This is a genomic window from Pseudomonas sp. TNT2022 ID1044 (assembly GCF_028656895.1).
Lineage (GTDB): Bacteria > Pseudomonadota > Gammaproteobacteria > Pseudomonadales > Pseudomonadaceae > Aquipseudomonas > Aquipseudomonas reinekei.
On record NZ_JAMDHB010000014.1, the window covers coordinates 89,580 to 114,492 of the forward strand.

Here is a 24,913-nt window from a genome sequence, read left to right on the forward strand (position 1 = left end):
GCAAGCCAGCGATGGCGCCATTAGCTTCACCTTCAGAGCCATTGCATGACCTCGCTGAACCTCACAAACCTCGCCTGGACACCCCTCGGTCACGGCCACTGTCATCACCAGTTCCAGCTGCGTGATGCCTCGCTGCACGTGGCCGCCGGTGAGTTTGTCGGGTTGATCGGCCCCAACGGCAGCGGCAAGACCAGCCTGTTGCGTTGTGCCTGGCGCTTCAGCAAACCGGAAAGCGGCGAGGTCCGGCTCGACCATCAAAACGTCTGGAAGCAATCTTCACGCTGGTGTGCGCAACGTATCGCCGTGGTGCTGCAGGAGTTTCCCGATGCCTTCGGCCTGACCGTCGAGGAAGTGGTCGCCATGGGCCGCACGCCACACAAAGGCCTGTTCGATGGCGACACGGCCGAGGATCGAAACCTCGCCTGCCAGGCCCTGGAATCAGTCGGCCTCAAGGGCTTCGAAGACCACGCGTTCACCACCCTTTCCGGCGGCGAAAAACAGCGGGTGATCCTGGCCCGCGCGCTGGCCCAGCAACCGCAACTGTTGATCCTCGACGAGCCGACAAACCACCTCGACCCGCGCTATCAGCTGGCGTTGTTGCAGTTGGTCAAGCGCTTGAAGATCGGCACCCTCGCGAGCATCCATGACCTCAACCTGGCCGCCGCATTCTGCGACCGGCTGTACGTGATCAATCACGGCCGCATCGTGGCCAGCGGCACTCCCAAAGAAGTCCTCAATGCGTCGTTGTTGCGCAACGTCTTCGGCGTCGAAGCGCTGATCGATGAGCACCCCTTGCACGGCTACCCTCGAATGACCTGGATAACCCAACCATGAATCTGCTGCGCTCCAGTCTTTTCCTCGTTCTGTTGCTGGGCAGCGCCCAGGCATTTGCCCAGGCGACGCACTACCCGTTGACGATCCAGAGCTGCAACCGCGAAGTGATCTTCCAGCAGGCGCCGAAACACGCGGTCAGCCACGACATCAACATGACCCAGATGATGCTAGCCCTCGGCCTCAAGCCGCAGATGGTCGGCTACAGCGGTGTCAGTGGCTGGAAAGCGGTGACGCCCCAGATGCAGAGCATCCTCGATGGCTTGCCGGAGCTGGCGGCCAAATACCCGTCGGTGGAAACCCTGCTCAACGCCAACGTCGACTTCTTCTTCGCCGGTTGGGATTACGGCATGCGCGTGGGCGGCGATCTCACGCCACAAACCCTGCAACCGCTGGGCATCAATGTCTACGAGCTGACCGAGTCCTGCGCCTTTGTGATGAAGCGTCCACCGGCCAGCCTTGAAGACACCTACAACGACCTGCGTAACCTCGGCAAAATCTTCGACGTGCAGGATCGCGCCAATGCCGTGATCAGTCAGATGCAGGCGCAAGTCGCCAAGGTTCGCCAAGACCTGCCGACCGATAAACCCCGGGTTTTTCTGTATGACAGCGGTGAAGACCGGGCCATGACGTCCGGTCGCCTGGGCATGCCGCAAGCGCTGATCGACGCCGCGGGCGGGCGCAACATTCTCGACGATGTCGAGGCGAGCTGGACCCGGGTCAACTGGGAGAACGTGGTCGAGCGTAACCCGCAGGTGATCGTGATCGTCGACTACGGCGAAGTCACTGCCGAACAGAAAATTGCATTCCTGCGCAGCAACAAGGCGCTGCAATCGGTGGACGCGATCAAGCACCAGCGCTTCATCGTCATCCCCTATGTGCAGGCCACGCCGGGGATCGATAACGTGCTGGCGGTTGAAACCCTGGCCAAGGGCTTCCACGGCGCATGATCAATCGTCGCTACGCCCTGTTGCTGATCGCCCTCGGCGCACTGTTGCTGGTTTCGTGCGTGGTGTCGCTGGGCTTCGGCCCGGCGCGGGTGCCGGTGGACGTGGTGTGGCGGATTCTGCTGCACAAACTGTTCGGTTTCGGTGTGCCGGACTGGAGCGCCGGGCAGCAACACATCGTCTGGCTGATCCGCGTGCCGCGCATGTTGCTCGGTGCGCTGGTCGGTGCTGGATTGGCGTTGATCGGCGCGGTGCTGCAAGCCGTGACGCGCAATCCGCTGGCCGATCCGCATTTGCTCGGGGTCACCTCCGGCGCAACCTTGGGTGCGGTGATCGTGGTGTTGCACGTTGGTGAAATCGTTGGCTTGCTGACGCTGCCGATTGCCGCGTTCATCGGTGCATTGCTGAGCATGCTGGTGGTGCTGATGATCGCCAGCCGCCATGGTCGCCTGGACAGTGATCGCCTGCTGCTGTGTGGCGTGGCGGTGTCGTTCGTGATGATGGCGGTGGCCAACTTGCTGCTGTTCATGGGCGACCATCGCGCCAGTTCCGCGGTGATGTTCTGGATGCTCGGCGGGCTCGGGCTGGCGCGTTGGGAGTTGCTCGCGGTGCCGGCCGCCAGTGTGTTGCTCGGCTTGGCGCTGCTGCTCGGCATGGCGCGACCGCTTAACGCGTTGATGGCGGGCGAACAGACGGCGGTGACTCTGGGGTTGAATGCGCGATCGGTGCGCTTGCGGGTGTTTGTGATCGCCTCGTTGATGACCGGGGTGCTGGTGTCGATCAGCGGTTCGATCGGCTTTGTCGGGTTGATGGTGCCGCACATTGCGCGGCGGCTGGTCGGTGCGGAACACCGCCGATTGCTGCCGGTGTGCGTGTTGCTTGGCAGCGTGTTTCTGGTGTGGGTCGACGTCGCCGCCCGGACGCTGATCGCCCCCGAAGACCTGCCCATCGGCGTCGCCACCGCGGCCATCGGCGGCCTGTTCTTCATCGGCCTGATGCGCCGCCGCTGACTCACCCCGATCAAAATGTGGGAGCGGCGCTGCTCGCCCCAATCTGGCGCAGCACGACGCACCAATGCGCCAGACACGTCCCTTCATGGTGCGCCGTCAAACTGTGCAACCGCTCTAAAACGACATTTCCCTGCCTTTGCCCGACCGGGCACAGCCCTTGCTAAAGACCCTTCAGTAGTCCGCATCTGCCACCAAGAAAATTCATAAGTTCATGGAGATCGCACAATGAAGCGTCGCAGTTTGATCAAGGCTTTCACACTCACGGCAAGCATTGCCGCGATGGGCATGACCTGGACTGTCCAGGCCGCCGAGACCATCAAGGTCGGTATTCTGCATTCGTTGTCCGGCACCATGGCGATCTCCGAAACGTCGCTCAAAGACATGGCGTTGATGACCATCGACGAGATCAACGCCAAGGGCGGCGTGAACGGCAAGATGCTGGAACCGGTGGTCGTCGACCCGGCATCGAACTGGCCGTTGTTCGCCGAAAAGGGCCGCCAGTTGCTGACTCAGGACAAGGTCGCCGTGGTATTCGGTTGCTGGACGTCCGTGTCGCGTAAATCGGTATTGCCGGTGTTCGAAGAGCTCAATGGCCTGCTGTTCTACCCGGTGCAATACGAAGGCGAAGAGATGTCGCCGAACGTGTTCTACACCGGCGCTGCGCCGAACCAGCAAGCGATCCCGGCCGTTGAATATTTGATGAGCGAGGAAGGCGGCAGCGCCAAGCGCTACTTCCTGCTCGGCACCGATTACGTCTACCCGCGCACCACCAACAAAATCCTGCGTTCGTTCCTGCACTCCAAGGGCGTGGCCGACAAGGACATCGAAGAGGTCTATACCCCGTTCGGTCACAGCGACTATCAAACCATCGTCGCCAACATCAAGAAATTCTCGGCCGGCGGCAAGACGGCCGTCATCTCCACCGTCAACGGCGACTCCAACGTGCCGTTCTATAAAGAACTGGCCAACCAGGGCCTGAAGGCGACCGACGTGCCGGTCGTGGCGTTCTCGGTGGGCGAAGAAGAACTACGCGGCATCGACACCAAACCGCTGGTGGGCAACCTCGCGGCATGGAACTACTTCGAATCGGTCGAGAACCCGACGAACAAAAAATTCGTCGCTGACTGGAAAGCCTACGCGAAGAAACACAACTTGCCGGGCGCCGACAAAGCGGTGACCAACGACCCGATGGAAGCCACTTACGTCGGCATCCACATGTGGGCGCAGGCCGCTGAAAAAGCCAAGTCCACCGACGTCGACAAAGTCCGTGAAGCCCTCGGCGGCCAGACCTTTGCCGCGCCGTCCGGCTACACCCTGACCATGGACAAGACCAACCACCACCTGCACAAACCAGTGATGATTGGCGAGATCCAGGCGGACGGTCAGTTCAACGTGGTATGGCAGACCGAAGGCCCGATCCGCGCCCAGCCATGGAGCCCGTTCATCCCGGGTAACGACAAGAAGCCGGACTACGCGATGAAGAGCAACTAAGCGCGACACAACACCTTTGTAGGAGCCGGCTTGCTGGCGATCCGCATCACGCGGTCTGTCTGACAGACCGCCATCGCTGGCAAGCCAGCTCCTACAGGGTCCGCGTATGACCAGGACGTTCGATATGCCCACTGCCCTTTACCGCTTCATCCTCGCCATCGCACTTTTGTTGCCGATGGCCACTCACGCCGGCGACGCCGAAGACTTCGTCGCCGCCAATCCCGCGCAGCAAGCCAAGCTGCTGCAAGCCTGGGCCGCGCAGCCTGATCCGGCCCGCGTCGAACTGATCAACGCCCTGCAACAAGGCGAATTGACCGTCGACGGCCAGCCGAAAACCCTGCGCCTGAACAACCGCTTGCGGGGCTTGATCGACACCGCCCTCGCCAGCCACCAACTGCTCGCCGCCGACGCCAAACTGCGTCTGGCCGCTGCCCAGCAACTACAGAAAAGTGCCAAACCGGCACAGTTGAAATTCCTCGACCAGCAACTGGCGGGCGAAAAGGACGAAAGCGTCCACAGCGCCCTGAGTCTTGCCCTGGCCAACCTGCAACTGGTCGACAGCGACCCCGCCGTGCGCCTCGCGGCCGTACGCCTGCTCGGTGAAACCGGCGACCCGCTGGCCCGCACCCGTCTCGAAGGCTTGCTCGACCCTGGCGTCGAAGCCGATGCCACAGTCCGCACCGCCGCCGAAACCAGCCTCGCACAAGTCAAACGCAAACTGCTGGTCGGCGAGCTCTTGGGCCAGGCCTTCAGCGGCATGTCCCTGGGCTCGATTCTGCTGCTCGCGGCATTGGGCCTGGCGATCACTTTCGGCCTGCTCGGCGTGATCAACATGGCCCACGGCGAGATGCTGATGCTGGGTGCCTACTCGACCTATGTCGTGCAGTTGATGTTTCAGCGCTACGCGCCGCAGGCCATCGAGTTCTATCCACTGATCGCGCTGCCAGTGGCCTTTTTTGTCACCGCCGCCATCGGCATGGCGCTGGAGCGCACGGTGATTCGCCACCTCTATGGCCGTCCGCTGGAAACCCTGCTTGCCACCTGGGGCATCAGCCTGATGCTGATTCAACTGGTGCGACTGGTGTTCGGCGCACAGAACGTCGAAGTGGCCAACCCCGCGTGGTTATCGGGCGGGATTCAAGTGCTGCCCAATCTGGTGCTGCCGTACAACCGCATCGTCATCATCGCCTTCGCCTTGTTTGTGGTGGTGCTGACCTGGCTGCTGCTGAACAAAACGCGCCTGGGCCTGAACGTGCGCGCCGTCACCCAGAACCGCAACATGGCTGCCTGCTGCGGCGTACCCACGGGACGCGTGGACATGCTCGCCTTTGGCCTTGGCTCGGGCATCGCCGGCCTTGGCGGCGTGGCCTTGAGCCAGATCGGCAACGTCGGTCCGGACCTCGGCCAGAGCTACATTATCGACTCGTTCCTGGTGGTGGTGCTCGGCGGTGTCGGGCAACTGGCCGGTAGCGTGTTCGCCGCGTTCGGCCTCGGGATCGCCAACAAGATTCTCGAGCCGCAAATCGGTGCCGTGCTCGGCAAGATCCTCATCCTCGCGCTGATCATTCTGTTCATCCAGAAACGTCCGCAAGGCCTCTTCGCGCTCAAAGGACGGGTGATCGACTGATGAACCAGCCCCTGCTCGTTACCGCTACACAGAAAGCCGGCCCGAAAATCTCGATAGCCATCGGTGCAGTGATCCTTGTGCTGCTGTTGGCGCTGCCGCTGCTGTCGCTGTTGCCGGCGGACAGCACACTGCATGTGTCCGCCTACACCCTGACGCTGGTGGGCAAGATTCTTTGCTACGCCATCGTCGCCCTGGCACTGGATCTGGTCTGGGGTTATGCCGGGCTGCTGTCCCTCGGCCATGGTCTGTTCTTCGCCCTCGGTGGTTATGCGATGGGCATGTACCTGATGCGCCAGGCCTCGGGCGATGGCTTGCCGGCGTTCATGACGTTCCTGTCGTGGACCGAACTGCCATGGTTCTGGACCGGCACCAGCAGCTTCCTCTGGACCTTGTGCCTGGTGGTACTGGCGCCGGGGTTGCTGGCGTTGGTGTTCGGCTTCTTCGCCTTCCGTTCGCGGATCAAGGGCGTGTATTTCTCGATCATGACCCAGGCCCTGACCTTCGCCGGCATGCTTCTGTTTTTCCGCAACGAAACCGGCTTCGGCGGCAACAACGGCTTCACCAACTTCCGTACGATTCTCGGCTTCGGCATTACCGAACCGGGCACCCGCGCGGTGCTGTTTTTCGCCACGGTGCTGTTGCTGGTGGCGAGCCTGTTCATCGGCTGGCGGCTGGCGCAAAGCAAGTTTGGCCGGGTGCTGACTGCACTGCGCGATGCGGAAAACCGCCTGATGTTCTGCGGCTACGATCCGCGTGGCTTCAAGTTGTTTGTGTGGGTCTTGAGCGCGGTGCTATGCGGCTTGGCCGGTGCGTTGTATGTGCCGCAAGTCGGCATCATCAACCCGAGCGAAATGTCGCCGACCAACTCCATCGAAGCGGCTGTTTGGGTGGCCCTCGGCGGACGCGGCACCTTGATCGGCCCCTTGCTCGGCGCCGGTGTGGTCAACGGCATGAAGAGCTGGTTCACCGTGGCGTTCCCCGAGTATTGGCTGTTCTTCCTCGGCGCGCTGTTCATCGTCGTGACCTTGTACCTGCCCAAGGGTGTGATCGGCTTGCTGAAGAAAAGAGGTGAACAATGAGAACCACTGCGACCGCTGAATTCATGCTCGAACCGGCGTTTTTCCCCGTGGAGCCCAACAAGGACGCTGGCACCAGCCGCGACACGATCGGTCTCGGCCAGCGCGCCGGCAAGGGCCTCAACACCCGTCACGGCACGATCCTGACCCTGGAAGACATCAGCGTCAGCTTCGACGGCTTCAAGGCCCTGAACAATCTGAACCTGTACATCGGCGTCGGCGAACTGCGCTGCATCATCGGCCCCAACGGCGCGGGCAAGACCACGCTGATGGACGTGATCACCGGCAAGACCCGGCCCAGTCATGGCAAAGCCTGGTTCGGTGAAACCCTGGACCTGACGCAGATGAGCGAAGTGCAGATCGCCCAGGCCGGTATTGGTCGCAAGTTTCAGAAGCCGACGGTGTTCGAAGCGTTGAGCGTGTTTGAAAACCTGGAACTGGCGCAGAAAACCGACAAGTCGGTGTGGGCCAGCCTGCGGGCGCGGCTCAATGGCGAGCAGAAGGATCGCATCGCCGAAGTACTGGACACCATTCGCCTGACCGCCTCGGTCAATCGCCCCGCCGGTTTGCTGTCCCACGGGCAAAAGCAGTTTCTGGAAATCGGCATGTTGCTGATGCAGGACCCGCAACTGCTGCTGCTCGACGAACCGGTGGCGGGCATGACCGACGCCGAAACCGAATTCACCGCCGAGCTGTTCAAAAGCCTGGCCGGCAAACATTCGCTGATGGTGGTGGAACACGACATGGGCTTCGTCGGCTCGATTGCCGACCACGTCACCGTGTTGCACCAGGGCAGCGTATTGGCCGAAGGCTCATTGGAACAGGTGCAGGATAACGAGCGGGTGATCGAGGTTTATCTCGGTCGATAGCTCTGCAAATACAAAACCTGTGGGCGCTGGCTTGCCAGCGATCGCGGTGGGTCAGGCAATATTGATGTTGGCTGATACGCCGCCATCGCCAGCAAGCCGGCTCCTACAAAGGATTTGAGGGGAATTCAAAGATGCTGCAAGTCGAAAAACTGCACCAATACTACGGCGGAAGCCACATCCTGCGCGGCCTGACGTTTGACGTGAAGGTCGGTGAAGTCACCTGCCTGCTCGGGCGTAACGGCGTAGGCAAGACCACCTTGCTCAAGTGCCTGATGGGACTGCTGCCGGCCAAAGAAGGCACGGTCAATTGGGAAGGCAAAGCGATCACCGCCTTCAAGCCACACCAGCGCGTGCACGCCGGAATCGCCTATGTGCCCCAAGGCCGGGAAATCTTCGGCCGCCTGACCGTAGAAGAAAACCTGCTGATGGGCCTCTCGCGCTTTCCCGGCAGCGAGGCGAAAGAAGTCCCGGCGTTCATCTACGAGCTGTTCCCGGTGCTGCTGCAAATGAAGCAACGTCGGGGCGGTGACCTGTCCGGCGGCCAACAACAGCAACTGGCGATCGGTCGCGCACTGGCCAGCCGCCCTCGTCTGCTGATCCTCGATGAGCCCACAGAAGGCATCCAGCCTTCAGTGATCAAGGAGATCGGCGCGGTGATCAAGAAACTCGCCGCCCGTGGTGACATGGCGATTCTGCTGGTGGAACAGTTCTACGATTTCGCCGCCGAACTGGCCGATCAATACCTGGTGATGTCCCGGGGCGAAATCGTGCAACAGGGCCGCGGCGAGAACATGGAAGCTGAAGGGGTGCGCGGGCTGGTCACGATCTGAGTCTTTGTTCACCGCAGGCTCCAGGCACCAATTTGTCGCACCACCCTCCACGCCGCGCCCTCAACTGGTGCGCGGCGACGGTTCATAGCCCCTTGCTGCCGCCAACGCCCTGCGGCACAGCCTTTGCAACCCTCCTGAGGCCCCCCTCGATAAGCACTGATCATGACTCTTCCTGCATCCGGCGTTTTGTTTACCCCCAGTTGGCATGCCGAACTGGAACTGGGCTACGCCCGATTCGACAACACCACTCGCCCGGTCCAGCGCCGACACAAAGGCCCGCTGCGGGTGCAAAAGCACCTGTATGCCGAAGGGCCTGAAGTCTGCCAGCACATCATCGTCCACCCGCCAGGCGGGATTGCCGGCGGTGACCGGCTGGACATCTCGGCCAGCGTCGGCACTGGCGCCTGGGCGCAGATCACCAGCCCCGGCGCCGCCAAGTGGTACCGCGCGGCCGGCCCCGCCTGGCAGCGGCTGAGCTTGCAGGTGGCAGCCGGTGCGACACTGGAATGGCTGCCCCAGGAGACGATCATTTTCAGTGCGGCGCAGGCCGAACTCAGCACCGCTATCGACCTTGAAGGCGATGCCCGTTTGTTCTACTGGGACGTCGTGGCCCTGGGCCGTCCGGCCAGCGGCGAGCGCTTCGACCTCGGGCATTTTCAGGCGCAACTGGATGTCCGCCGCGACGGCCAGTTGCTCTGGCACGAACGCCAGCGCATTGTCGGGGCTGACGGTTTGCTCGATTCGCCGATTGGGCTGGATGGGCAACCGGTGTTTGCCACCTTGCTGGTGACCGGGGAGATCGATAGTGATGTGCTGGAGCGTTGCCGTTCATTGCCCAACGATGTGCGTGGGGATCTGACGCAATTACCGGGGCTGTTGGTTGCCCGGTGCCTGGCCAGCGAAGCGCTGTTGGCGCGAGGCTGGCTGATAGATTTGTGGCGATTGCTTCGCCCGGCGTTACTCGGTCGCGAAGCCGTCCCACCGCGAATCTGGAACACCTGAACACAATCCCCCCTGTAGGAGCCAGCAAGCCGGCTCCTACAGGTGATGTATTAACAGTTCCGAACTTTTTATCTGCCCAGATGGATTCCAACAATGGACCTGACCCCACGCGAAAAAGACAAGCTGCTGATCTTCACCGCCGGCCTCGTCGCCGAACGGCGTTTGGCTCGCGGTGTGAAACTCAATTACCCGGAGGCCATGGCCTACATTTCCGCAGCGCTGCTCGAAGGCGCACGCGATGGTCAGACCGTGGCCGAACTGATGCACTTCGGCACCACCCTGCTCAGCCGCGAACAAGTGATGGACGGCATCCCGGAAATGATTCCGGAGATCCAGGTCGAAGCGACGTTTCCTGACGGCACCAAACTGGTCACCGTCCACCAACCGATCGCCTGAGGTCACGCCATGACTTACGCCATCCGCGATGCGGTGCATGCCGACCTGCCGGCGATCCGCGACATCTACAACGACGCCGTGCTCAACACCACCGCGATCTGGAACGAACAGGCCGTGGACCTCGGCAATCGCCAGGCCTGGTTCAGCGCCCGGCAATCCCAGGGGTATCCGGTCCTGGTGGTCGTCGACGCAGACGACACCGTGCTGGGTTACGCCTCGTTCGGCGACTGGCGTCCGTTCGACGGCTTCCGCCACACCGTCGAGCATTCGGTCTACGTGCGCAGCGATCAACGCGGCAATGGCCTGGGGCCAAAGCTGATGGACGAGCTGGTCGAGCGCGCCAGAGGCTGTGGCAAACACGTCATGGTCGCGGCCATCGAAAGCGGCAACGCCGCCTCGATTCGCCTGCATGAACGCATCGGTTTTATCACCACCGGGCAGATGCCACAGGTGGGCACCAAGTTCGGTCGCTGGCTGGACCTGACCTTCATGCAACTGACCCTCAATCCTGGCGCACAGCCACCTGCCGCCAACAAGGAGTGATCGCCCATGAACCCCGCCCAACTGCGACGCGTCAACGTAGAAAGCTTCGCGCACTACCGTCAGGGCCTGATTGATCTGCTGCTCGACGCCGTCGGCTATGGCGCCAGCGTCGGCTTCATGGCCGATCTCGATGCGACGCAGGCCCACGCCTATTTCGATGAGGTTCAGGACAACCTGATCAAGGGCAATGTGCTGCTGTGGGTGGTGGTCAAGGACGAACAGGTGCAAGCCAGCGTGCAATTGGCCCTGTGCCGCAAGGCCAACGGATTGAACCGCGCCGAAGTGCAGAAACTGCTGGTGCGCGAGCATGCCCGGCGTCGGGGTCTGGGCCAACAGTTGATGAGTGCGCTGGAACAGGCCGCCCTGCAACACAAGCGCGGCATGCTCTTCCTCGACACGGAGGCAGGCTCGCCCGCCGAAGATTTCTACAAAGCCCTGGGCTACACCCGCGCCGGGGAAATTCCCGATTACGCCTGCGACCCGAGTGGCCGCTACAAACCCACCGCCCTCTTCTACAAGATTCTCCAAGGAGCCCATTGATGATTCCCGGTGAATACCAGATCCAGCCCGGCGACATCGAACTCAACGCCGGCCGCCGCACAATCAGCTTGACGGTGGCCAACAGCGGTGACCGGCCGATTCAGGTCGGTTCGCACTACCACTTTTTCGAAACCAATGACGCCCTGAACTTCGACCGCGCCGCCAGCCGCGGCATGCGCCTGAACATTCCTGCCGGCACCGCCGTGCGTTTCGAGCCGGGGCAGAGTCGGGAAGTCGAGTTGGTCGACCTGGCCGGGCATCGCCGGGTGTTCGGGTTTGCCGGACGGATCATGGGGAATCTCTGATTAAGGCGGTGTCCGTTCCGGCCCCTTCGCGAGCAGGCTCGCTCCCACAGGGGAATGCGATCAACTGTGGGAGCGAGCCTGCTCGCGAAAGTGAACGCAGCGAACGATTTCAAATTCAATTGAATCTCAAGGCAAACGAATGAAAATTTCCCGTCAGGCCTACGCCGACATGTTCGGCCCCACCGTCGGTGACAAGGTCCGTCTGGCCGATACCGAACTGTGGATCGAAGTGGAACAGGACTTCACCACCTACGGCGAAGAAGTGAAATTCGGCGGCGGCAAAGTCATCCGTGACGGCCAGGGCCAAAGCCAGTTATTGGCCGCCGAAGTGGTCGACACGGTGATCACCAACGCACTGATCATCGATCACTGGGGCATCGTCAAAGCTGACGTCGGCCTCAAGGACGGGCGTGTTGCCGGCATCGGCAAGGCGGGCAATCCGGACGTGCAACCGGGCGTCACCCTCGCCATTGGCGCCAGCACCGAAGTGATCGCCGGGGAAGGCATGATCCTCACCGCCGGTGGCATCGACACCCACATCCACTTCATCTGCCCGCAGCAAATCGAAGAGGCGCTGATGAGCGGCGTCACCACCATGATCGGCGGCGGCACCGGCCCGGCCACCGGTACCAACGCCACGACGTGCACCTCCGGGCCGTGGCACCTGGCGCGCATGCTGCAAGCCGCCGACGCCTTCCCGATGAACATTGGCCTCACCGGCAAAGGCAACGCCAGCCTGCCGGAGCCGCTGATCGAACAGGTCAAGGCCGGCGCCATCGGCCTCAAACTGCACGAAGACTGGGGCACCACGCCGGCAAGCATCGACAACTGCCTGAGCGTTGCCGATGAGTACGATGTGCAGGTGGCGATCCACACCGACACCCTCAACGAATCGGGCTTCGTCGAAACCACCCTCGCCGCCTTCAAGGGCCGCACCATTCACACCTACCACACCGAAGGTGCCGGGGGCGGTCATGCGCCGGACATCATCAAGGCCTGCGGCTTCGCCAACGTGCTGCCGAGCTCGACCAACCCGACCCGGCCGTTCACCCGCAACACCATCGACGAACACCTCGACATGCTGATGGTCTGCCACCACCTGGACCCCAGCATTGCCGAAGACGTGGCCTTCGCTGAAAGCCGCATCCGTCGCGAAACGATTGCCGCCGAAGACATCCTCCACGACCTCGGCGCGTTCTCGATGATCAGCTCCGACAGCCAGGCCATGGGCCGCGTCGGCGAAGTCATCACCCGCACCTGGCAGACCGCCGACAAAATGAAAAAACAGCGCGGCCCGCTACCCGGTGACGGCGCAGGCAACGACAACTTCCGCGCCAAACGCTACATCGCCAAATACACCATCAACCCGGCGATCACCCACGGCATCAGCCATGAAGTGGGTTCGGTGGAAGTGGGTAAATGGGCGGATCTGGTGCTGTGGCGCCCGGCGTTCTTCGGTGTCAAACCGACGCTGATCCTCAAGGGTGGCGCCATCGCCGCCAGTTTGATGGGCGATGCCAACGCCTCGATCCCGACCCCGCAACCGGTGCACTACCGCCCGATGTTCGCCAGCTACGGTGGCTCGCTGCACGCCACCAGCATGACCTTCATCAGCCAGGCGGCGCAGGAAGCCGGCCTGCCCGAAGCGCTGGGTTTGAAGAAGAAAATCGCCGTGGTCAAAGGCTGCCGCGACGTGCAGAAAACCGACCTGATCCACAACGACTACCTGCCGGACATCGACGTCGATCCGCAGACCTATCAGGTCAAGGCTGACGGCGTTTTGTTGTGGTGTGAGCCGGCGGATGTGCTGCCGATGGCGCAGCGGTATTTTCTGTTCTGAAGATGATCTGCTCACCCAAAAAAGGGGGCATTGCAACGAGGGCCCCGTCCTTTGCATGAGCTGGCTTGTCGGGTCACCGCATCGCAGCGACGGTCGTCAACGATAAAGCGTGTGGACTGGATAAACGCAACGCATTCGGGGGCACCGCCAGCAAGCTTACTCCTACAGGCATTGCGTTAGCTTTGTCTCACGGGACTGCGTGAGAAAATCGAGTAGGAGGCGGCTTTGCAGCCGCCGTCCTCTTACACCACCGCACATACGGTTCCGTATGCGGCGGTTCAGGCTGACGCGATTAAACCGATTGATCGTATCCAGTATCGAGACCAGTCCAAGTCTGTCCCACAGTCTCTTCGGCAGCGCCTGATACCTGATTGGCGTGCCCAATTAAGAACTACATTTCGACTGAAAATAACCTTGATCGCTTTCAATTGGAGGTTGCTTATTAGATTAACCGAGCTTTACTAGCGCGAACGCAAGCGCTCCCCAGATTACGATAATCGCCGAAATGATTATTTTTATTTTCAGGAGCCGCTTCAAGTGAGGAGGGAAGTTTTTTATATCAACTGGATCCATCTGACCGGTACGGATACCCGGACCTGGCCACATTACCATTCCCGCAATCTTAGCGACTAGCAACACCCGTCCCATCCACCCTTGGTTCCGCAGGCCCTTTCCCCAAATAACGATATGTCGACAGTTTTTTAAGGAATCCAACATCAGATCCAAATGAAAACTCAAATAAATACTGTATGCAAAAGTTAGGACAATCAACATAAAAGGCCCGCCAACAACAATGATGGCAGCCCAATGAGACCAAGAGCCAATCACTGTATTTTAAGCTCATACAGTTTTTCTCCCAAGAACTCTCCGCCCTCGCCTCCCGCAGTTGTGCCTACCAATGCGCCGGTCCCGACCATACCCGCAACACAGATAACCCCCCCTATCCCTGTAGTGAACCCTAGAGCAAGACATATGGGACCGCTAGCTAAAAATGCCAACTCTCCTCCCCCGTATCCGCCTAACGTCGACAAAGCAAATTTGCCCCCTTCGGTGAACTTGATCTTCTCGCAAGCAGCTCCAGAGTCGCCAACACATACTTCCTGAATGGCCAATAGCGAAGAAACACCACCAATACCAATGCCAATGTAACCACCGGCACTCATATACTTCGCCGCCCGACTGGTCGCATTCACATGGTTGGCGTAACCCGGTATTTGCCCCGGCGCACCAGCCTTGTCCCAGTGGTGCACCAGACTACGACTGGAAATGCCGAGCGCCGTCTTCAACTTCGGGTGCTCACCCAAAGTAGTCTGGCCACGCAGGCGGGTGGAGTTGAGCAAGTGGGCATCGAGTTGGGCGAGCAAGCGTTGGCGCTCGGCGAAGAACTGCGGCGATTTGAGATGACCCTGCTGACGATAGCTGTCCTGATGCAGGCGCTCCATGGCTTGAAGAGTGTCGCGCAGATTGTTTAAGTGTTTCTCCATCACCGCCGCGCCAACGCCAAGCCAGGTCGAAGTCGGGCCGGTAAAACTGGCGATTTCAGCCGCGTGGCGGAACATGAAATCGGCTTCATCCGGTGTCAGCGGATCGAGGTCCGCCTTGACCTGCTGCGCGGCCTCCATCAACAGCGCTTCCTCGTAGGTGCAGGCCGCGTTATTCGGATCGCTCAATACAATCAGCGACCCTGCCTTGACCTCGCCTCGCCCAGGGTTCAGCGCCTGGAACTTGCTCATCACGCCCGGATCACGCCTGGCGAACAGCGTGGCCTCCAAGGCTTCACGGGTCATGCTTTTGGGTACCACATGGAACCCCGGTTCCTGAGGTTCTACGCGGCCGAATATCACAGGTACAGGAGGGTTCGAAGGCGCAAAGCCGGATGGGCGGGACGCCTCCGAGTGACTGGTGACCTGAGCAGAGGCCGATTGAGCGGCGCGTCGATCGGCAGCCGGTGCAACTTCCTTTCGATAGGTGGCCGTGAACACCGAGGGGATCAGTTCAGCTTTACAGGGACAGTTGCTGTAGCTATCGAGTGTGCCCGCCATGGCCCTGCCATGACTAATCATGTTGGAGATGCCACCGACGATCTGATAGGTCTTGCCGTCCTTGCCACAGGTGACTCGATCACCATCGCGAGCATGGGCGATGCCATACATCATGATTCGGGTATCGCCATCCAGGACCTTGCCACCACAGGTGGTCTTGTCATCAAGACCAATGAAATATCCCTTGCTCATCGGATTTCTTCCTCAGTGGTAGAGGGCAGAAAATCCTCAGCTATCGATACACCTTCACGCGCAATGAACAGGTAAGCGCCTTGCGGTGTGTTGATGATTTCGTCGCCCTTGCAAAGACGGCTGCCGACCAGCGCTAAATCGCTATTCCCTTGTCCCGCGCCCGTGACAATCTGCGCCGTAGTCCCATCGGCTCGGCTGAGGAACTCTGAGGAAACGTCGTTGGTATACGACGGCTGAAAGGGTGCATACATTTCAAAATCCTTATCCTATGGAAAGGGGTTCTGAAATAATGCCGCGGACGCTATCAGCGTCACGACCCTCACGGCAGGGTCAAAGGAACGATTAAGAAATTTCCCCAAAGGAAAACGTCTTTTTCCTACGACATCCTTGCCTCTGGCTAACACCTCCCCTTGCCGGGTGTGCAGAGGACTTTCGCCTCCAAGTCACCAGCGAGGCCACCACAGCCTAACTGGTTGCGCTTACGCGCAACGCGCTATGCCTGGTGCACCTGATAGAAACCCGATGGCGGTTGACTGCCATCGGGTTTTTCATGCGTTGCGAATCAACTGGCTCGACGTTGTTGTTTGGCGACTATCGCCGCCATTTCCGGTTCATCCAGATGATCCAGCGCTTTATCCACCAACAGATGCACGCTGTCGGCCATGCGGCTGAGTGCCAAGGCAACGGAGCGGCTTGAGCCCTGCACATGTTCGGCGAGGTCGGCGGCGATGGCGCTGATGGACAGCAGATCTTCCGAGGCATTGGCCAGGAGTGATTCAGTGTTGACGTCCGGGCAGACGCTGAAGAGTTGGCTTGCACGTTTCGGTGGCTTCTTTTGCACGGGCGGGAAGTGGTGGTCGAGGGCGCGTTCGGCGGCTTCGTGGAGTTTGCTGGAATCGAGGGAATCGTAGGGCGATGCGGGATCGGCTTCTGGCGGGTTTGGCGTTACTTTGAACATACGCTGATTTCTCCTGAATGGAGCCGCCAACACTTCCCTACTAAAAGAAGGGTGGCGGCTGTACGCAGGTTAGTAGACCGGGGAGATCAGCATTTACCGGCGCGCCGAAGCGCCCTGCGCACAGCTGCCATCAAGTTCAGGGATGGGATACCTGATTGACAGAGCCTCTGCACCTTGCTGATAACACCACGGGCTACTAAACCCGATCACTGACAACCAGTGACGCGAATCAAGCTACCGAGTGGCCGCAAGGCGCACAAGCCGGCGGATTCTGGCGCACCTGTAGGCAATGGCACAAGGTTTTGTAGCTTTCGGGAAGTAACCCTGACAGCGGTTAAACAGGCCCGGGCAAATGCCGTTTAATCAACGACGTTGGAGCCGCCGTAACCCGGCACGCTCGATCGCTTGTTGGGTTAACGATTTCAATTTTTGATCGATCTGTCGGGCGATCTCAGCCAGTGTCTGGGCGTAGTCCTCATCACTCATGACCTGCCCCTCGGCGAACGTTTTTTCGTCTTTGCCCAATTCACCACACAGGGATTTTATTTCCGCTTCCAAAGCCGCCTTGGCGGCCGGTTCTGCGGCCTCGGATCGACGCTGCAACGCATCCTGCAAATCCGTCGTGGCGTCGATTTTTCGCCTCAAGCCGCTCAGTGCTTCGCGGCTGGAAGACTCCAGCCAGGTTCTCCATTCAGGTTGTTCGAGGATCCGGTCCGCAAGCAACTCCCCTTCTTCGAGCGCCGCAATATAGGTGTACGCCTCTTCAATCATCTCCTTGGTCACCCCGGCAATCTTGCGAAACTGCATGCCCCGCGCCTGCCACGGCAGATCCAGGCGCTGAGCCAGATCGGTCATGTAGGCCAGGTGAACTTCCACTTCATCAATGGTGCCAGAGACATTGCCCTGCTCATCGACTCGTCGAAACTGTTCCCCCGCTGCCCTTCGCGCGGCGACCCGACGACGGGCGATCGCATCCAGTTCACGGATGCGCGATTTGCCTTGTGCCAACTCCAGCAACCGCGCCTCGACCAGGTCCGCGCTGCCCAGCGCACGGGCCTCATGAAACAGCACTTGCAGGCCCATGGCATTGAACAGTTGCGTACTGCCGTCCACACACGCGGTAGGGGTTGTGGCTTCGTTAAACAGCTTGACCCGCAGCTCGCTGTCTTTGGCCATGGCCTGGAGCATGCGCCAGACTTTGCCGGTCAGGTCCACCTTGTAGTCGCCGCCTGCCGTGAAGTCGGCGGATTGCGTGAGCTTGCGGATTTCATCGAAAAACGGCACCGAGTCGAACTCATCCTCGACCTGGTTCCAGACTTCCTTTTTTTCCTGCCACTGCCGCTCGGTCATGCCCATCCACCAGTCGGCGCTGTCGAGCGTGCCGCGTGGCGGGTACGGCCGGTCGGGATCCATGCCGACCGATTCGATGTAAGACTTGAGGGTTTCGAGGTTTTCCGGGGAAATCCAGCGCGGCTCATGGCTGATCAATGTTCGCGCCAGCAATTCGGCGCGGAACGAACCCGGCGCGACTGTCGGGATGCGGGTGATCGGGTTGTGTCGCAGATCGAGGTAAAGACTGCGCGGCCGCGACTGGGAAAACAGCCCGACAGGCCAACTGTCCAGGCCGGTTTCGTTGAGCAGGATGACCTGCAACTGCGGCATCCGGCTGATGTTCGGCAGGAGCTTCAACGGGTTGCCACGCAAGCCCAGCGAACGCAGATGCACCAGCCGTTTCAGGCGATCGACCGCCACGTCGTCCAGCTCGATACGATTTTCACTGAGGGACAGGTCGCTGAGATGATTCATCTCACCGAGCACCTCTGGAATGGCGGTCAGCAGGTTGTCTTGCAGGTTGAGGTAACGCAACCGGCGAAACGAAGCGAGAAACGACAGATGCTCGTTACGCAATTCGCCACTGCGCAGGCTCAGGTTGGTGACATGGTCGAAATTGGCCTCGAGTTTCGGCAACGTCTCAAGCAGCCGATGGATCAAGGGAAAATCGTCGAGTTTCAGCCATTGCGGACGCACCGCACCCGCCCCTTGTACGCCCTCGGGTCCGGTGCGTTGCCAGCTCTGCCGGATCGCCTTGCAGAAGCGCTCGCGGGCACGCAATTCGGCAATCCCAGACGGCGTTAAACGCCAGGACGCCGTCGAAGAGTTCATCCAGTTTTGCATCGTGCGGTTCAACTGATCGAACTCGGCCTCCAGCGCACTCAGGCGTTCATGAACCGAGCCACCGTTCTGGCTGAACCCGGCCAACAGCGTTTCGACTTCTTCCGGGGTGAAGGCCGGGTACAGCGAGCGGACCCGCCGGCGCAATCCCATGCCGCGCGGGACCTGCGCATAACCTGGCATGCCGCCGCGCAAGCGCATGACGCTCGGGTCGTAGGACGGTTTGAACACCGGGTTGTCGCGCAGGATCGGCTCGAACACCGTTCGATCCAGTGGCGCTGTCTTTACTGCCTGCTCAAGGCCTACCGCGTCATGAATGTCAAAACCCAGGGTGACGCGCTGTGAATCGGGCAATGCGTGCAGCACGGCGGCATAGAGATTGTCCGCGCCGTGCAGGTGTTGATCGCCCGCGTCCCGCGCTTCATATCGGCCATCCCCGCCCCGGATCAATACTTTGCGGATGGGCGCATCCTCTGCACCGAGGCTGTCGTGCAGCGTCCCTGTGAAAGAACGTTCACGAATCTCCAGTCGCAGGTCCGAAGGCCAGCCCGGCAAGGCGGCCAGGGAGTGCAGCTCCAGGCGCTCGGTGTCGCTGTTGTGCAGCTCGCCCAGGTACAGGCCTTCATACGCGCGTGCCAGTCGTAGCTGCTGTGCCGCGTCCGCCGCCTGTTGGGAAAGTCTCAGGGGCACGCGTTCTTTCTCGGCCAAATGTTGCAGGTCCGAGGGTTGCGCGTGCTCCACAAGGGCTTGTGCCACGCTGGTCGAAAGCGACGACTCGTGCCCTTTGAGCAAGCTCACACGGGCATCGTCTGTACGCTCGCGGCGCTCGTAAAGCTTGTCGAACAAACGCCTTTTACTGCCCAGCGCCTGTTCGGCAAGGCGATTGCGCAAGGCCTTGGTGCGCGCCGTTGAGTCGGCGGAAAACCACTGCCCAAGCATCTCGCGAAGGGCCGGTTCATCGAGGAACCCGACCACACGTGCAGGCAGCGCACCGGCGAGTAAATCCTGCCAGGTCATCTGCAAGGTATCGGCGGGCAACGCGTCGGCATAGCCCTCCTTGAAAGCCGCCCCCGACAGGCCTGGCCCCTCGAACACTTCGATGGCCTTGCCCTCGGGCCAGCCCGACAACTCAGTCATGAAGCGCACGGCAAGATCGGCCCATTCCCGGTCGACCCGATTGGCCAGGACCTGTTCGGCGCAGGCCTCGGCGTCGGCGTACGCCTTGAAGCGCTTGAGGGTATCGGTCAGCAGCGCGGGCGGGGTTTCGTGCTCCACGTGCAACCGGCGCAATGCGTTTTCGTGAATACCACTGACGGTCAGGATCTGCTCCAGCGTTTGATCGCTAAACCCATCGACCGAGGCGCCCAGACGCTGGAGCAATTGACGCCGATCCCATTCCAGCGGTCGATCGAGTTCCGTCTTCCACAGGCCGGCACCGTTGTGCTCCAGCAAGGGCTGATAGGCATTGGCCCGTGAAGGGTGTTGCAGGCGATGCTGACCCGTGTCCGGGTCCTGTTTGACTTCGTAGTATTTGTCGTCGAGGCGCAAGAGATCCTGATCCAGGTGCCGGTACAAGCCTTTTTCACCGACGACGCCCTTCTTGGGCAAGGTGACCGATTGTTGATACGGCGTCAGGTCCGGATTCCACAACCGTTGCTTGTCTGCGACCTCGACAGGCTTGAGCCCTTCGACAAAGGGCGAGACTTTGATCGGCGTCAGTGGCCGGCCTGGCAACCCATGGGCCGCCCCCATGAGCGCTAACTGCGCAAAATTGATCAGCACTCCGTTGAAGTAGGCAGAGGCCTCCTCCTTGTCGCCTTTGCTCCAGTCTTCGATGCCTTCGGCCACCTCGGCGAGCATCTGCGCAATCATGATGCCCAGCATCGCTTCGCCCAGACCGGGCACCAGCATCGCGGCGAAATTGAACACGTTCCAGCCGATGTTCAGGTAACTGGTCAGGCGCTTGAAGCGGGCGCTGGCGTCCTCATCGTCGGTCGGCACCGCGATGCGTCGGGCATCGGCGATGGCCTTGTCGCGGCGCTCAACGAACAAGGTCACCCACAGGTCGCCCGTGATCTGATTGGTGATGGGTTCTGCATCGGGATTCTCGACCGCGGTTTCACGCCACCATGGCCCCATGTCCAATGGCTCGCGTTGCTGCCAGGTCACCGTCTTGAGGCGTTCGTTGACCCGGTTGAAAAACAGCCCCTTGTCCTTTTGCGCCACGAACCGGCTGAAAAAGGTCTGGTATTGCGTGTCTCGCAGCTGACCGATCAGGGTCTTCATGAACGCGGCGAGCGAGGGGTATTCCTTGAGCGGATGTTCCGGATCATCCGGCACATAGGCGATCACGTGACCGGACAAACGACTTTGATGGTAGATGTCGTCACGGCGCAAAAGCTCATCGTTGAGGCCCTGCGGCCCATTGGCGAAAAACGCCTGCAGCAATTTGAACCGCTCGTACTCCGCCCCCGGCAATATCGAGAGGCGCTGCGACCATTCACTCCAGAACTTCACTGAGTCGGGGGTCAAGGCATCGATCGCCTGCTTGATCTGCGACGGCTCGCTGACGGCACTGAACAACACGATGCCCGTCAATTGAAAGCCCATCAGCGACAGTCGGTGGCATTGCAGCGGCCGGTCGTACAGCGTGGTATTGGCCTGGCTCTCGCGTATCTGCCCGAGTTTGCCGTAGGCATGGTCGCTGATATCGCCTTTCAATCGGGCAACCAGTGACGCCAGCTGAAAAGCGGCTTTTTCACTGGACACCGACTCGTCCTGCAAGGCGCGTCGCGCTTGAGCCGTCGCCGGCAGCAGGATGGATTTGATATGCCGCTGGAACTGTCCGCCAATGTCGAGGCGGCGGCACATCGAGGCAAACCCGGGCAAGGAGATGGCGGATTCGAGCGCGAGGTTGTCGTGGGCATCCTTGCGGTAGATGCCGGAGCTGTTACGCCAGGCATCGTCGTTGGTTTCCGACGCGTCGAAATTGTGCAGCGCCGCTTCCAGTAGCGTGGACTGTCGAACGTGACTGGCCCCGGAATCAATGACAAAGCCAATTTTGCTGGGCACGACGAGTTGTACGCTGAGCGTGTCGATATTCTCGACGCCATTGAACTCCGTCGTCAGCGCCGCACTCAGTAATGGCTCGGCAAATGCGTTGATGTCGTGCTGCAAGGCACCCAGGGTCTTGTCCAGTGCGCCTTGCAAGCGTCCATGCTCTTCAATCAGTTCTTTGAGGTACTGGCGGTCGACATCCCGGGCGCCGCTGTACCACTCGGGGCTCTCGGGCTGAAGTGTTTCAAGGGTTTTCAACCTCGCTACCGAGGCCTTTTTTATCGCGCCGGGGATGGCGCCGAGTACATGATCGTAATGAACGCCGTTGGTTTGGGCGGGCGTTTCCAGCGAGTTGCTTCCATGCAAATCAGACACTGTTCAATCACCTTGGTGACAGGAAAGGAGACAACAGACTTATCCACCGGCGCCCGAAACAAAAGAGCAAATTACTGTTCAACCAGCGCGCTAAAGCGCTCGGTCCGTTCGAAAATCAAAGAGCCGCCAATACATAAATACCGCCACAGCAGCCGGGCTTTATGCCGCTGTATGAGTGGTCGTGTTTTTCCCGCCAAAGGGACTACTATTCGAATCGCTGTCCCTCGATTCATGTTCAGGTATCCACTATGCGTCTTTCCGAATTCATCGCAGCAAACGTTGATCGCATCGTCGATGAGTGGGAGCAGTTCGCCAAAACCATCACCCCGGCCGCCGAATCCATGGACAGTGCCGCATTGCGCGACCACGCGAAGGCGATTCTGCTGGCCGCCTCGCGGGACATGTCCAAACCGCAAACGCCCAGTGAACAAGCCGCCAAGGCCAAGGGAGAAGGCCCGGATAAAACCCCGAGCCTGGACGAGGCCGGTGCCAGCCACGGTGAACTGCGCCACACCGTAGGGTTTGACCTGGTGCAGATGACCAGCGAATTTCGCCATCTGCGCGCCTGCGTGATCCGTCTGTGGGTCAACAGCCTGGAATCCCCGGACATGGCTTATTTCCAGGACATGATCCGCTTCAATGAAGCCGTTGATGAAGCCTTGGCCGAATCCACGGCGGCCTATGCCGAACAGGTCGATCGCTCGCGAGACATCTTCCTCGCGATCCTCGGCCACGACCTGCGCGCGCCGCTGCAAGCGGTCAGCATGTCCATCGAATTACTGCTGCGCAAAACCGTCCTGGAGGGCGATGCCCTGGCCTGCGCGACCCACATCCAGCGGGGCACGCGGCACATGGCAGTGATGGTCGGCGATTTGCTGGAGCTGGTACGCAGCCGCCTGGGCAAGAGCCTGCCAATCGAGCCAACGCCCATCGACCTGGCCGAAGTGGCCCATGCAGCGATTGCCGAAGCGTGCGCCGGCAACCCTGCATGCGACCCGACCCTGGAAATACACGGTGACACACGCGGCGTGTGGGATGCCGGTCGACTCGCTCAGCTCTTGCAGAACCTGATTGGCAACGCTTTGCAGCACGGCTCGAACAAACGCGACGTGATGGTGACCCTCAAGGGCGAACCGCAGGCGGTGCGCCTGACGGTGCATAACTTCGGCGCGCCTATTCCAGAAGACGCCATGGCCACGATCTTCGATCCCCTGGTGCGCAGCACAGACGAAGAACCGGGCCAGCCTTCAACCAGCCTCGGGTTGGGGTTGTTTATCGTCAAGGAAGTGGTGAACGCGCATAAGGGGACGATTGAGGTCACCTCGAGCGAAGAGGATGGGACGTTGTTTACGGTGGTGTTGCCACGGAAGGTCTAGCGCCTTTACGGTTGGTGGGCTGTGGTGAAGAGAATGCATTTGTGGCGAGGAAGCTTGCTCCCTCGCCACAGGTTCGGCGTCAAGTTTCGAAAAATCACTCCACCACCAACCGTCCCAACCGCTGCTTCAGCATCCGATTCTCCGCCCGAAGCTGCTGGACTTCCTCGAGCAAGTCCAGCGCCAGCGCAACCCCTTCCCATTCCAGTTCCAGATCGCGCCGCAGCTTGGCGGCGCGTTTGGCCAGGGTCAGTTCGTAATCGGTGAAGCGCCAGTCCTTGGGCACGCTGCCCTGAGGTTCGAGGATGCCGTGCTCGACGATTTCGATCACGTAGACGTCCGACAGGTCGGTCGCCTCACAGAATTCTGCCAGGTCCAGTTGAACGATCAGGGGGTTGCTCATGATGGGCTACTCCGTCTCTGAATTCAGAAATTTTCTCTCGGGTCGAATGCCGCTTTTTTCGCCAGTTCCTGCCACAAGGCCTTGATCTCATCGTCCGATTTCTTCGGCATGACCGCCTTCAGTTGCACGAACAGGTAACCGCGCTCACCCGCCTTGTTCAGCAAACCATGGCCCTTGGCGCGCATGCGCTGGCCGTTCTGGCTGCCGGCCGGGACCTTGAGGTTGATCTTGCCGGTCAGGGTCGGCACGGCCACTTCAGCGCCCAGCGCCAGTTCCCACGGTGCCAGCGGCAGCGTGATGATCAGGTTTTCGCCTTCGACATCGAATTTCGGGTGCGGCGCAAAACGAATGGTCAGGTATAGGTCGCCATTGGCACCGCCACCGATGCCCGGTGCGCCCTGGCCCTTGAGGCGAATGCGCTCGCCGTCGGCCACGCCGGCGGGGATCTTCACGTTCAGGCTTTTCGGGGTGTTGCTGACGTGCTGGCCGGCCGCGTTGTATTGCGGTACCTGGAAGGTGACCTTCTTCGATTCGTTCGAGAGGGTCTCTTCGAGAAAAATCCCCAGTTCCATTTCCACGTCTTGCCCTCGACGCCCCGTGCTGCGGCGCGACTCTCCACCACCAAATCCTGGGCCACGATTACCGAAGATCGAACTGAAGAAGTCCGAAAAATCGCCGGTATCCTGGCCGCCGCCACCGAAACCGCCACGGCTCTGCCAGCCCGGTGGCCCCTGGAACGGTTGGCCGTGCTGGCCGTAACGGCGCAAATCGTCGTATTCGGCGCGCTTGTCGGCGCTTTTCAGCGCTTCATAGGCCTCGGAGGCATCCTTGAACTTGGCCTCAGCGTCCTTTTCCTTGCTGACATCGGGGTGGTATTTGCGCGCAAGCTTGCGATAGGCGGCCTTGATCGCCTTGTCGTCTGCCGTCGGCTCCACACCGAGAATCTTGTAATAGTCTTTGAAGTCCATCGCGGGAATCACCATCCGTTATCGAAATCGCGCCACCTGCCACAGCATGCACTTATTTGCAGCACA

21 protein-coding genes and 1 pseudogene are annotated in these 24,913 nt (G+C 60.5%); 15 read left to right on the top strand and 7 right to left on the bottom strand.

Going from position 1 to position 24,913, the window contains the following annotated elements; genetic code table 11:
- Positions 1 to 45: 45 nt before the first annotated feature.
- From M5G20_RS18395 to ureC, 14 genes are all read left to right on the top strand, one after another.
- Positions 46 to 834, top strand: coding sequence for an ABC transporter ATP-binding protein (locus tag M5G20_RS18395; protein WP_150735731.1), 789 nt, complete (start codon positions 46 to 48; stop codon positions 832 to 834).
- On the top strand, positions 831 to 1,781 hold the full coding sequence (locus tag M5G20_RS18400; protein ID WP_273920255.1) for an ABC transporter substrate-binding protein: 951 nt from the start codon (positions 831 to 833) through the stop codon (positions 1,779 to 1,781). Before M5G20_RS18395 ends, M5G20_RS18400 begins: the two co-directional genes overlap by 4 nt.
- Positions 1,778 to 2,788, top strand: a complete 1,011-nt coding sequence (locus M5G20_RS18405) for a FecCD family ABC transporter permease (protein WP_150735733.1) — start codon at positions 1,778 to 1,780, stop codon at positions 2,786 to 2,788. The genes M5G20_RS18400 and M5G20_RS18405 overlap by 4 nt, the downstream gene beginning before the upstream one ends.
- A 225-nt stretch (positions 2,789 to 3,013) precedes the next feature.
- Entirely contained in the window at positions 3,014 to 4,279 is a 1,266-nt protein-coding gene (gene urtA / locus M5G20_RS18410) for an urea ABC transporter substrate-binding protein (RefSeq protein WP_273920256.1), read from the top strand.
- A gap of 124 nt (positions 4,280 to 4,403) precedes the next feature.
- Positions 4,404 to 5,906: an urea ABC transporter permease subunit UrtB gene (gene urtB, locus M5G20_RS18415; RefSeq protein ID WP_273920257.1), complete on the top strand. Its 1,503-nt coding sequence runs from the start codon at positions 4,404 to 4,406 to the stop codon at positions 5,904 to 5,906.
- The gene (gene urtC / locus M5G20_RS18420) at positions 5,906 to 6,985 is read left to right on the top strand and encodes an urea ABC transporter permease subunit UrtC (protein WP_273920258.1); all 1,080 of its coding nucleotides are present in this window, start codon (positions 5,906 to 5,908) and stop codon (positions 6,983 to 6,985) included. Before urtB ends, urtC begins: the two co-directional genes overlap by 1 nt.
- Positions 6,982 to 7,851 carry an urea ABC transporter ATP-binding protein UrtD gene (urtD, locus tag M5G20_RS18425; protein WP_075947797.1) on the top strand — a complete coding sequence of 290 codons (870 nt, stop codon included), beginning with the start codon at positions 6,982 to 6,984 and terminating at the stop codon, positions 7,849 to 7,851. Before urtC ends, urtD begins: the two co-directional genes overlap by 4 nt.
- Before the next feature lie 131 nt (positions 7,852 to 7,982).
- A complete protein-coding gene (gene urtE, locus M5G20_RS18430; protein ID WP_273920259.1) occupies positions 7,983 to 8,681 on the top strand; it encodes an urea ABC transporter ATP-binding subunit UrtE in 699 nt (232 codons plus the stop codon).
- A gap of 162 nt (positions 8,682 to 8,843) precedes the next feature.
- On the top strand, positions 8,844 to 9,683 hold the full coding sequence (locus tag M5G20_RS18435; RefSeq protein ID WP_273920260.1) for an urease accessory protein UreD: 840 nt from the start codon (positions 8,844 to 8,846) through the stop codon (positions 9,681 to 9,683).
- Positions 9,684 to 9,776: 93 nt separating this feature from the next.
- Positions 9,777 to 10,079, top strand: a complete 303-nt coding sequence (gene ureA / locus M5G20_RS18440; RefSeq protein WP_034149685.1) for an urease subunit gamma — start codon at positions 9,777 to 9,779, stop codon at positions 10,077 to 10,079.
- Between the two features lie 9 nt (positions 10,080 to 10,088).
- Positions 10,089 to 10,622, top strand: a complete 534-nt coding sequence (locus M5G20_RS18445) for a GNAT family N-acetyltransferase (protein WP_273920261.1) — start codon at positions 10,089 to 10,091, stop codon at positions 10,620 to 10,622.
- A gap of 6 nt (positions 10,623 to 10,628) precedes the next feature.
- Positions 10,629 to 11,162, top strand: coding sequence for a GNAT family N-acetyltransferase (locus M5G20_RS18450; protein WP_075947793.1), 534 nt, complete (start codon positions 10,629 to 10,631; stop codon positions 11,160 to 11,162).
- Positions 11,162 to 11,467, top strand: a complete 306-nt coding sequence (locus M5G20_RS18455) for an urease subunit beta (RefSeq protein WP_273920262.1) — start codon at positions 11,162 to 11,164, stop codon at positions 11,465 to 11,467. Before M5G20_RS18450 ends, M5G20_RS18455 begins: the two co-directional genes overlap by 1 nt.
- A 139-nt stretch (positions 11,468 to 11,606) precedes the next feature.
- Positions 11,607 to 13,307: an urease subunit alpha gene (gene ureC, locus M5G20_RS18460; RefSeq protein WP_212625903.1), complete on the top strand. Its 1,701-nt coding sequence runs from the start codon at positions 11,607 to 11,609 to the stop codon at positions 13,305 to 13,307.
- 282 nt (positions 13,308 to 13,589) lie between these two features.
- Here the strand turns inward: ureC and M5G20_RS18465 are convergent.
- The 5 genes and pseudogenes from M5G20_RS18465 to M5G20_RS18485 all read right to left on the bottom strand — a co-directional run.
- A pseudogene (locus tag M5G20_RS18465) lies at positions 13,590 to 13,670 on the bottom strand (group II intron maturase-specific domain-containing protein); the annotation flags it as partial.
- 461 nt (positions 13,671 to 14,131) lie between these two features.
- Positions 14,132 to 15,541: a PAAR domain-containing protein gene (locus M5G20_RS18470; protein ID WP_273920264.1), complete on the bottom strand. Its 1,410-nt coding sequence runs from the start codon at positions 15,539 to 15,541 to the stop codon at positions 14,132 to 14,134.
- Positions 15,538 to 15,792 (bottom strand): hypothetical protein, encoded by a 255-nt coding sequence (locus M5G20_RS18475; protein WP_273920265.1) that lies wholly within the window; start codon positions 15,790 to 15,792, stop codon positions 15,538 to 15,540. The genes M5G20_RS18470 and M5G20_RS18475 overlap by 4 nt, the downstream gene beginning before the upstream one ends.
- 311 nt (positions 15,793 to 16,103) lie before the next feature.
- Positions 16,104 to 16,499 (bottom strand): DUF6124 family protein, encoded by a 396-nt coding sequence (locus M5G20_RS18480; protein WP_273920266.1) that lies wholly within the window; start codon positions 16,497 to 16,499, stop codon positions 16,104 to 16,106.
- A 363-nt stretch (positions 16,500 to 16,862) separates the two neighbouring features.
- Entirely contained in the window at positions 16,863 to 22,103 is a 5,241-nt protein-coding gene (locus M5G20_RS18485; RefSeq protein ID WP_273920269.1) for a dermonecrotic toxin domain-containing protein, read from the bottom strand.
- Between the two features lie 248 nt (positions 22,104 to 22,351).
- On the opposite strand from M5G20_RS18485, the gene M5G20_RS18490 reads away from it, so the two are divergent.
- Positions 22,352 to 23,479 carry a sensor histidine kinase gene (locus tag M5G20_RS18490; RefSeq protein ID WP_273920270.1) on the top strand — a complete coding sequence of 376 codons (1,128 nt, stop codon included), beginning with the start codon at positions 22,352 to 22,354 and terminating at the stop codon, positions 23,477 to 23,479.
- Positions 23,480 to 23,573: 94 nt separating this feature from the next.
- Here M5G20_RS18490 and M5G20_RS18495 read toward each other — a convergent pair whose 3' ends face one another.
- Both M5G20_RS18495 and M5G20_RS18500 read right to left on the bottom strand, forming a co-directional pair.
- Positions 23,574 to 23,879 (bottom strand): chaperone modulator CbpM, encoded by a 306-nt coding sequence (locus M5G20_RS18495; protein ID WP_034149676.1) that lies wholly within the window; start codon positions 23,877 to 23,879, stop codon positions 23,574 to 23,576.
- A 23-nt stretch (positions 23,880 to 23,902) separates the two neighbouring features.
- Positions 23,903 to 24,847 carry a DnaJ C-terminal domain-containing protein gene (locus M5G20_RS18500; RefSeq protein ID WP_273920271.1) on the bottom strand — a complete coding sequence of 315 codons (945 nt, stop codon included), beginning with the start codon at positions 24,845 to 24,847 and terminating at the stop codon, positions 23,903 to 23,905.
- Positions 24,848 to 24,913: the final 66 nt, after the last annotated feature.

Coding starts and splice junctions, on each gene's coding strand:
- M5G20_RS18470 (WP_273920264.1), bottom strand. CDS start 15,541: ATGAGCAAGGGATATTTCATTGGTCTTGATGACAAGACCACCTGTGGT.
- urtE (WP_273920259.1), top strand. CDS start 7,983: ATGCTGCAAGTCGAAAAACTGCACCAATACTACGGCGGAAGCCACATC.
- M5G20_RS18495 (WP_034149676.1), bottom strand. CDS start 23,879: ATGAGCAACCCCCTGATCGTTCAACTGGACCTGGCAGAATTCTGTGAG.
- M5G20_RS18455 (WP_273920262.1), top strand. CDS start 11,162: ATGATTCCCGGTGAATACCAGATCCAGCCCGGCGACATCGAACTCAAC.
- M5G20_RS18435 (WP_273920260.1), top strand. CDS start 8,844: ATGACTCTTCCTGCATCCGGCGTTTTGTTTACCCCCAGTTGGCATGCC.
- M5G20_RS18400 (WP_273920255.1), top strand. CDS start 831: ATGAATCTGCTGCGCTCCAGTCTTTTCCTCGTTCTGTTGCTGGGCAGC.
- M5G20_RS18490 (WP_273920270.1), top strand. CDS start 22,352: ATGCGTCTTTCCGAATTCATCGCAGCAAACGTTGATCGCATCGTCGAT.
- M5G20_RS18395 (WP_150735731.1), top strand. CDS start 46: ATGACCTCGCTGAACCTCACAAACCTCGCCTGGACACCCCTCGGTCAC.
- M5G20_RS18445 (WP_273920261.1), top strand. CDS start 10,089: ATGACTTACGCCATCCGCGATGCGGTGCATGCCGACCTGCCGGCGATC.
- M5G20_RS18480 (WP_273920266.1), bottom strand. CDS start 16,499: ATGTTCAAAGTAACGCCAAACCCGCCAGAAGCCGATCCCGCATCGCCC.
- urtD (WP_075947797.1), top strand. CDS start 6,982: ATGAGAACCACTGCGACCGCTGAATTCATGCTCGAACCGGCGTTTTTC.
- ureA (WP_034149685.1), top strand. CDS start 9,777: ATGGACCTGACCCCACGCGAAAAAGACAAGCTGCTGATCTTCACCGCC.
- M5G20_RS18500 (WP_273920271.1), bottom strand. CDS start 24,847: ATGGACTTCAAAGACTATTACAAGATTCTCGGTGTGGAGCCGACGGCA.
- M5G20_RS18405 (WP_150735733.1), top strand. CDS start 1,778: ATGATCAATCGTCGCTACGCCCTGTTGCTGATCGCCCTCGGCGCACTG.
- M5G20_RS18475 (WP_273920265.1), bottom strand. CDS start 15,792: ATGTATGCACCCTTTCAGCCGTCGTATACCAACGACGTTTCCTCAGAG.
- urtB (WP_273920257.1), top strand. CDS start 4,404: ATGCCCACTGCCCTTTACCGCTTCATCCTCGCCATCGCACTTTTGTTG.
- urtA (WP_273920256.1), top strand. CDS start 3,014: ATGAAGCGTCGCAGTTTGATCAAGGCTTTCACACTCACGGCAAGCATT.
- ureC (WP_212625903.1), top strand. CDS start 11,607: ATGAAAATTTCCCGTCAGGCCTACGCCGACATGTTCGGCCCCACCGTC.
- urtC (WP_273920258.1), top strand. CDS start 5,906: ATGAACCAGCCCCTGCTCGTTACCGCTACACAGAAAGCCGGCCCGAAA.
- M5G20_RS18450 (WP_075947793.1), top strand. CDS start 10,629: ATGAACCCCGCCCAACTGCGACGCGTCAACGTAGAAAGCTTCGCGCAC.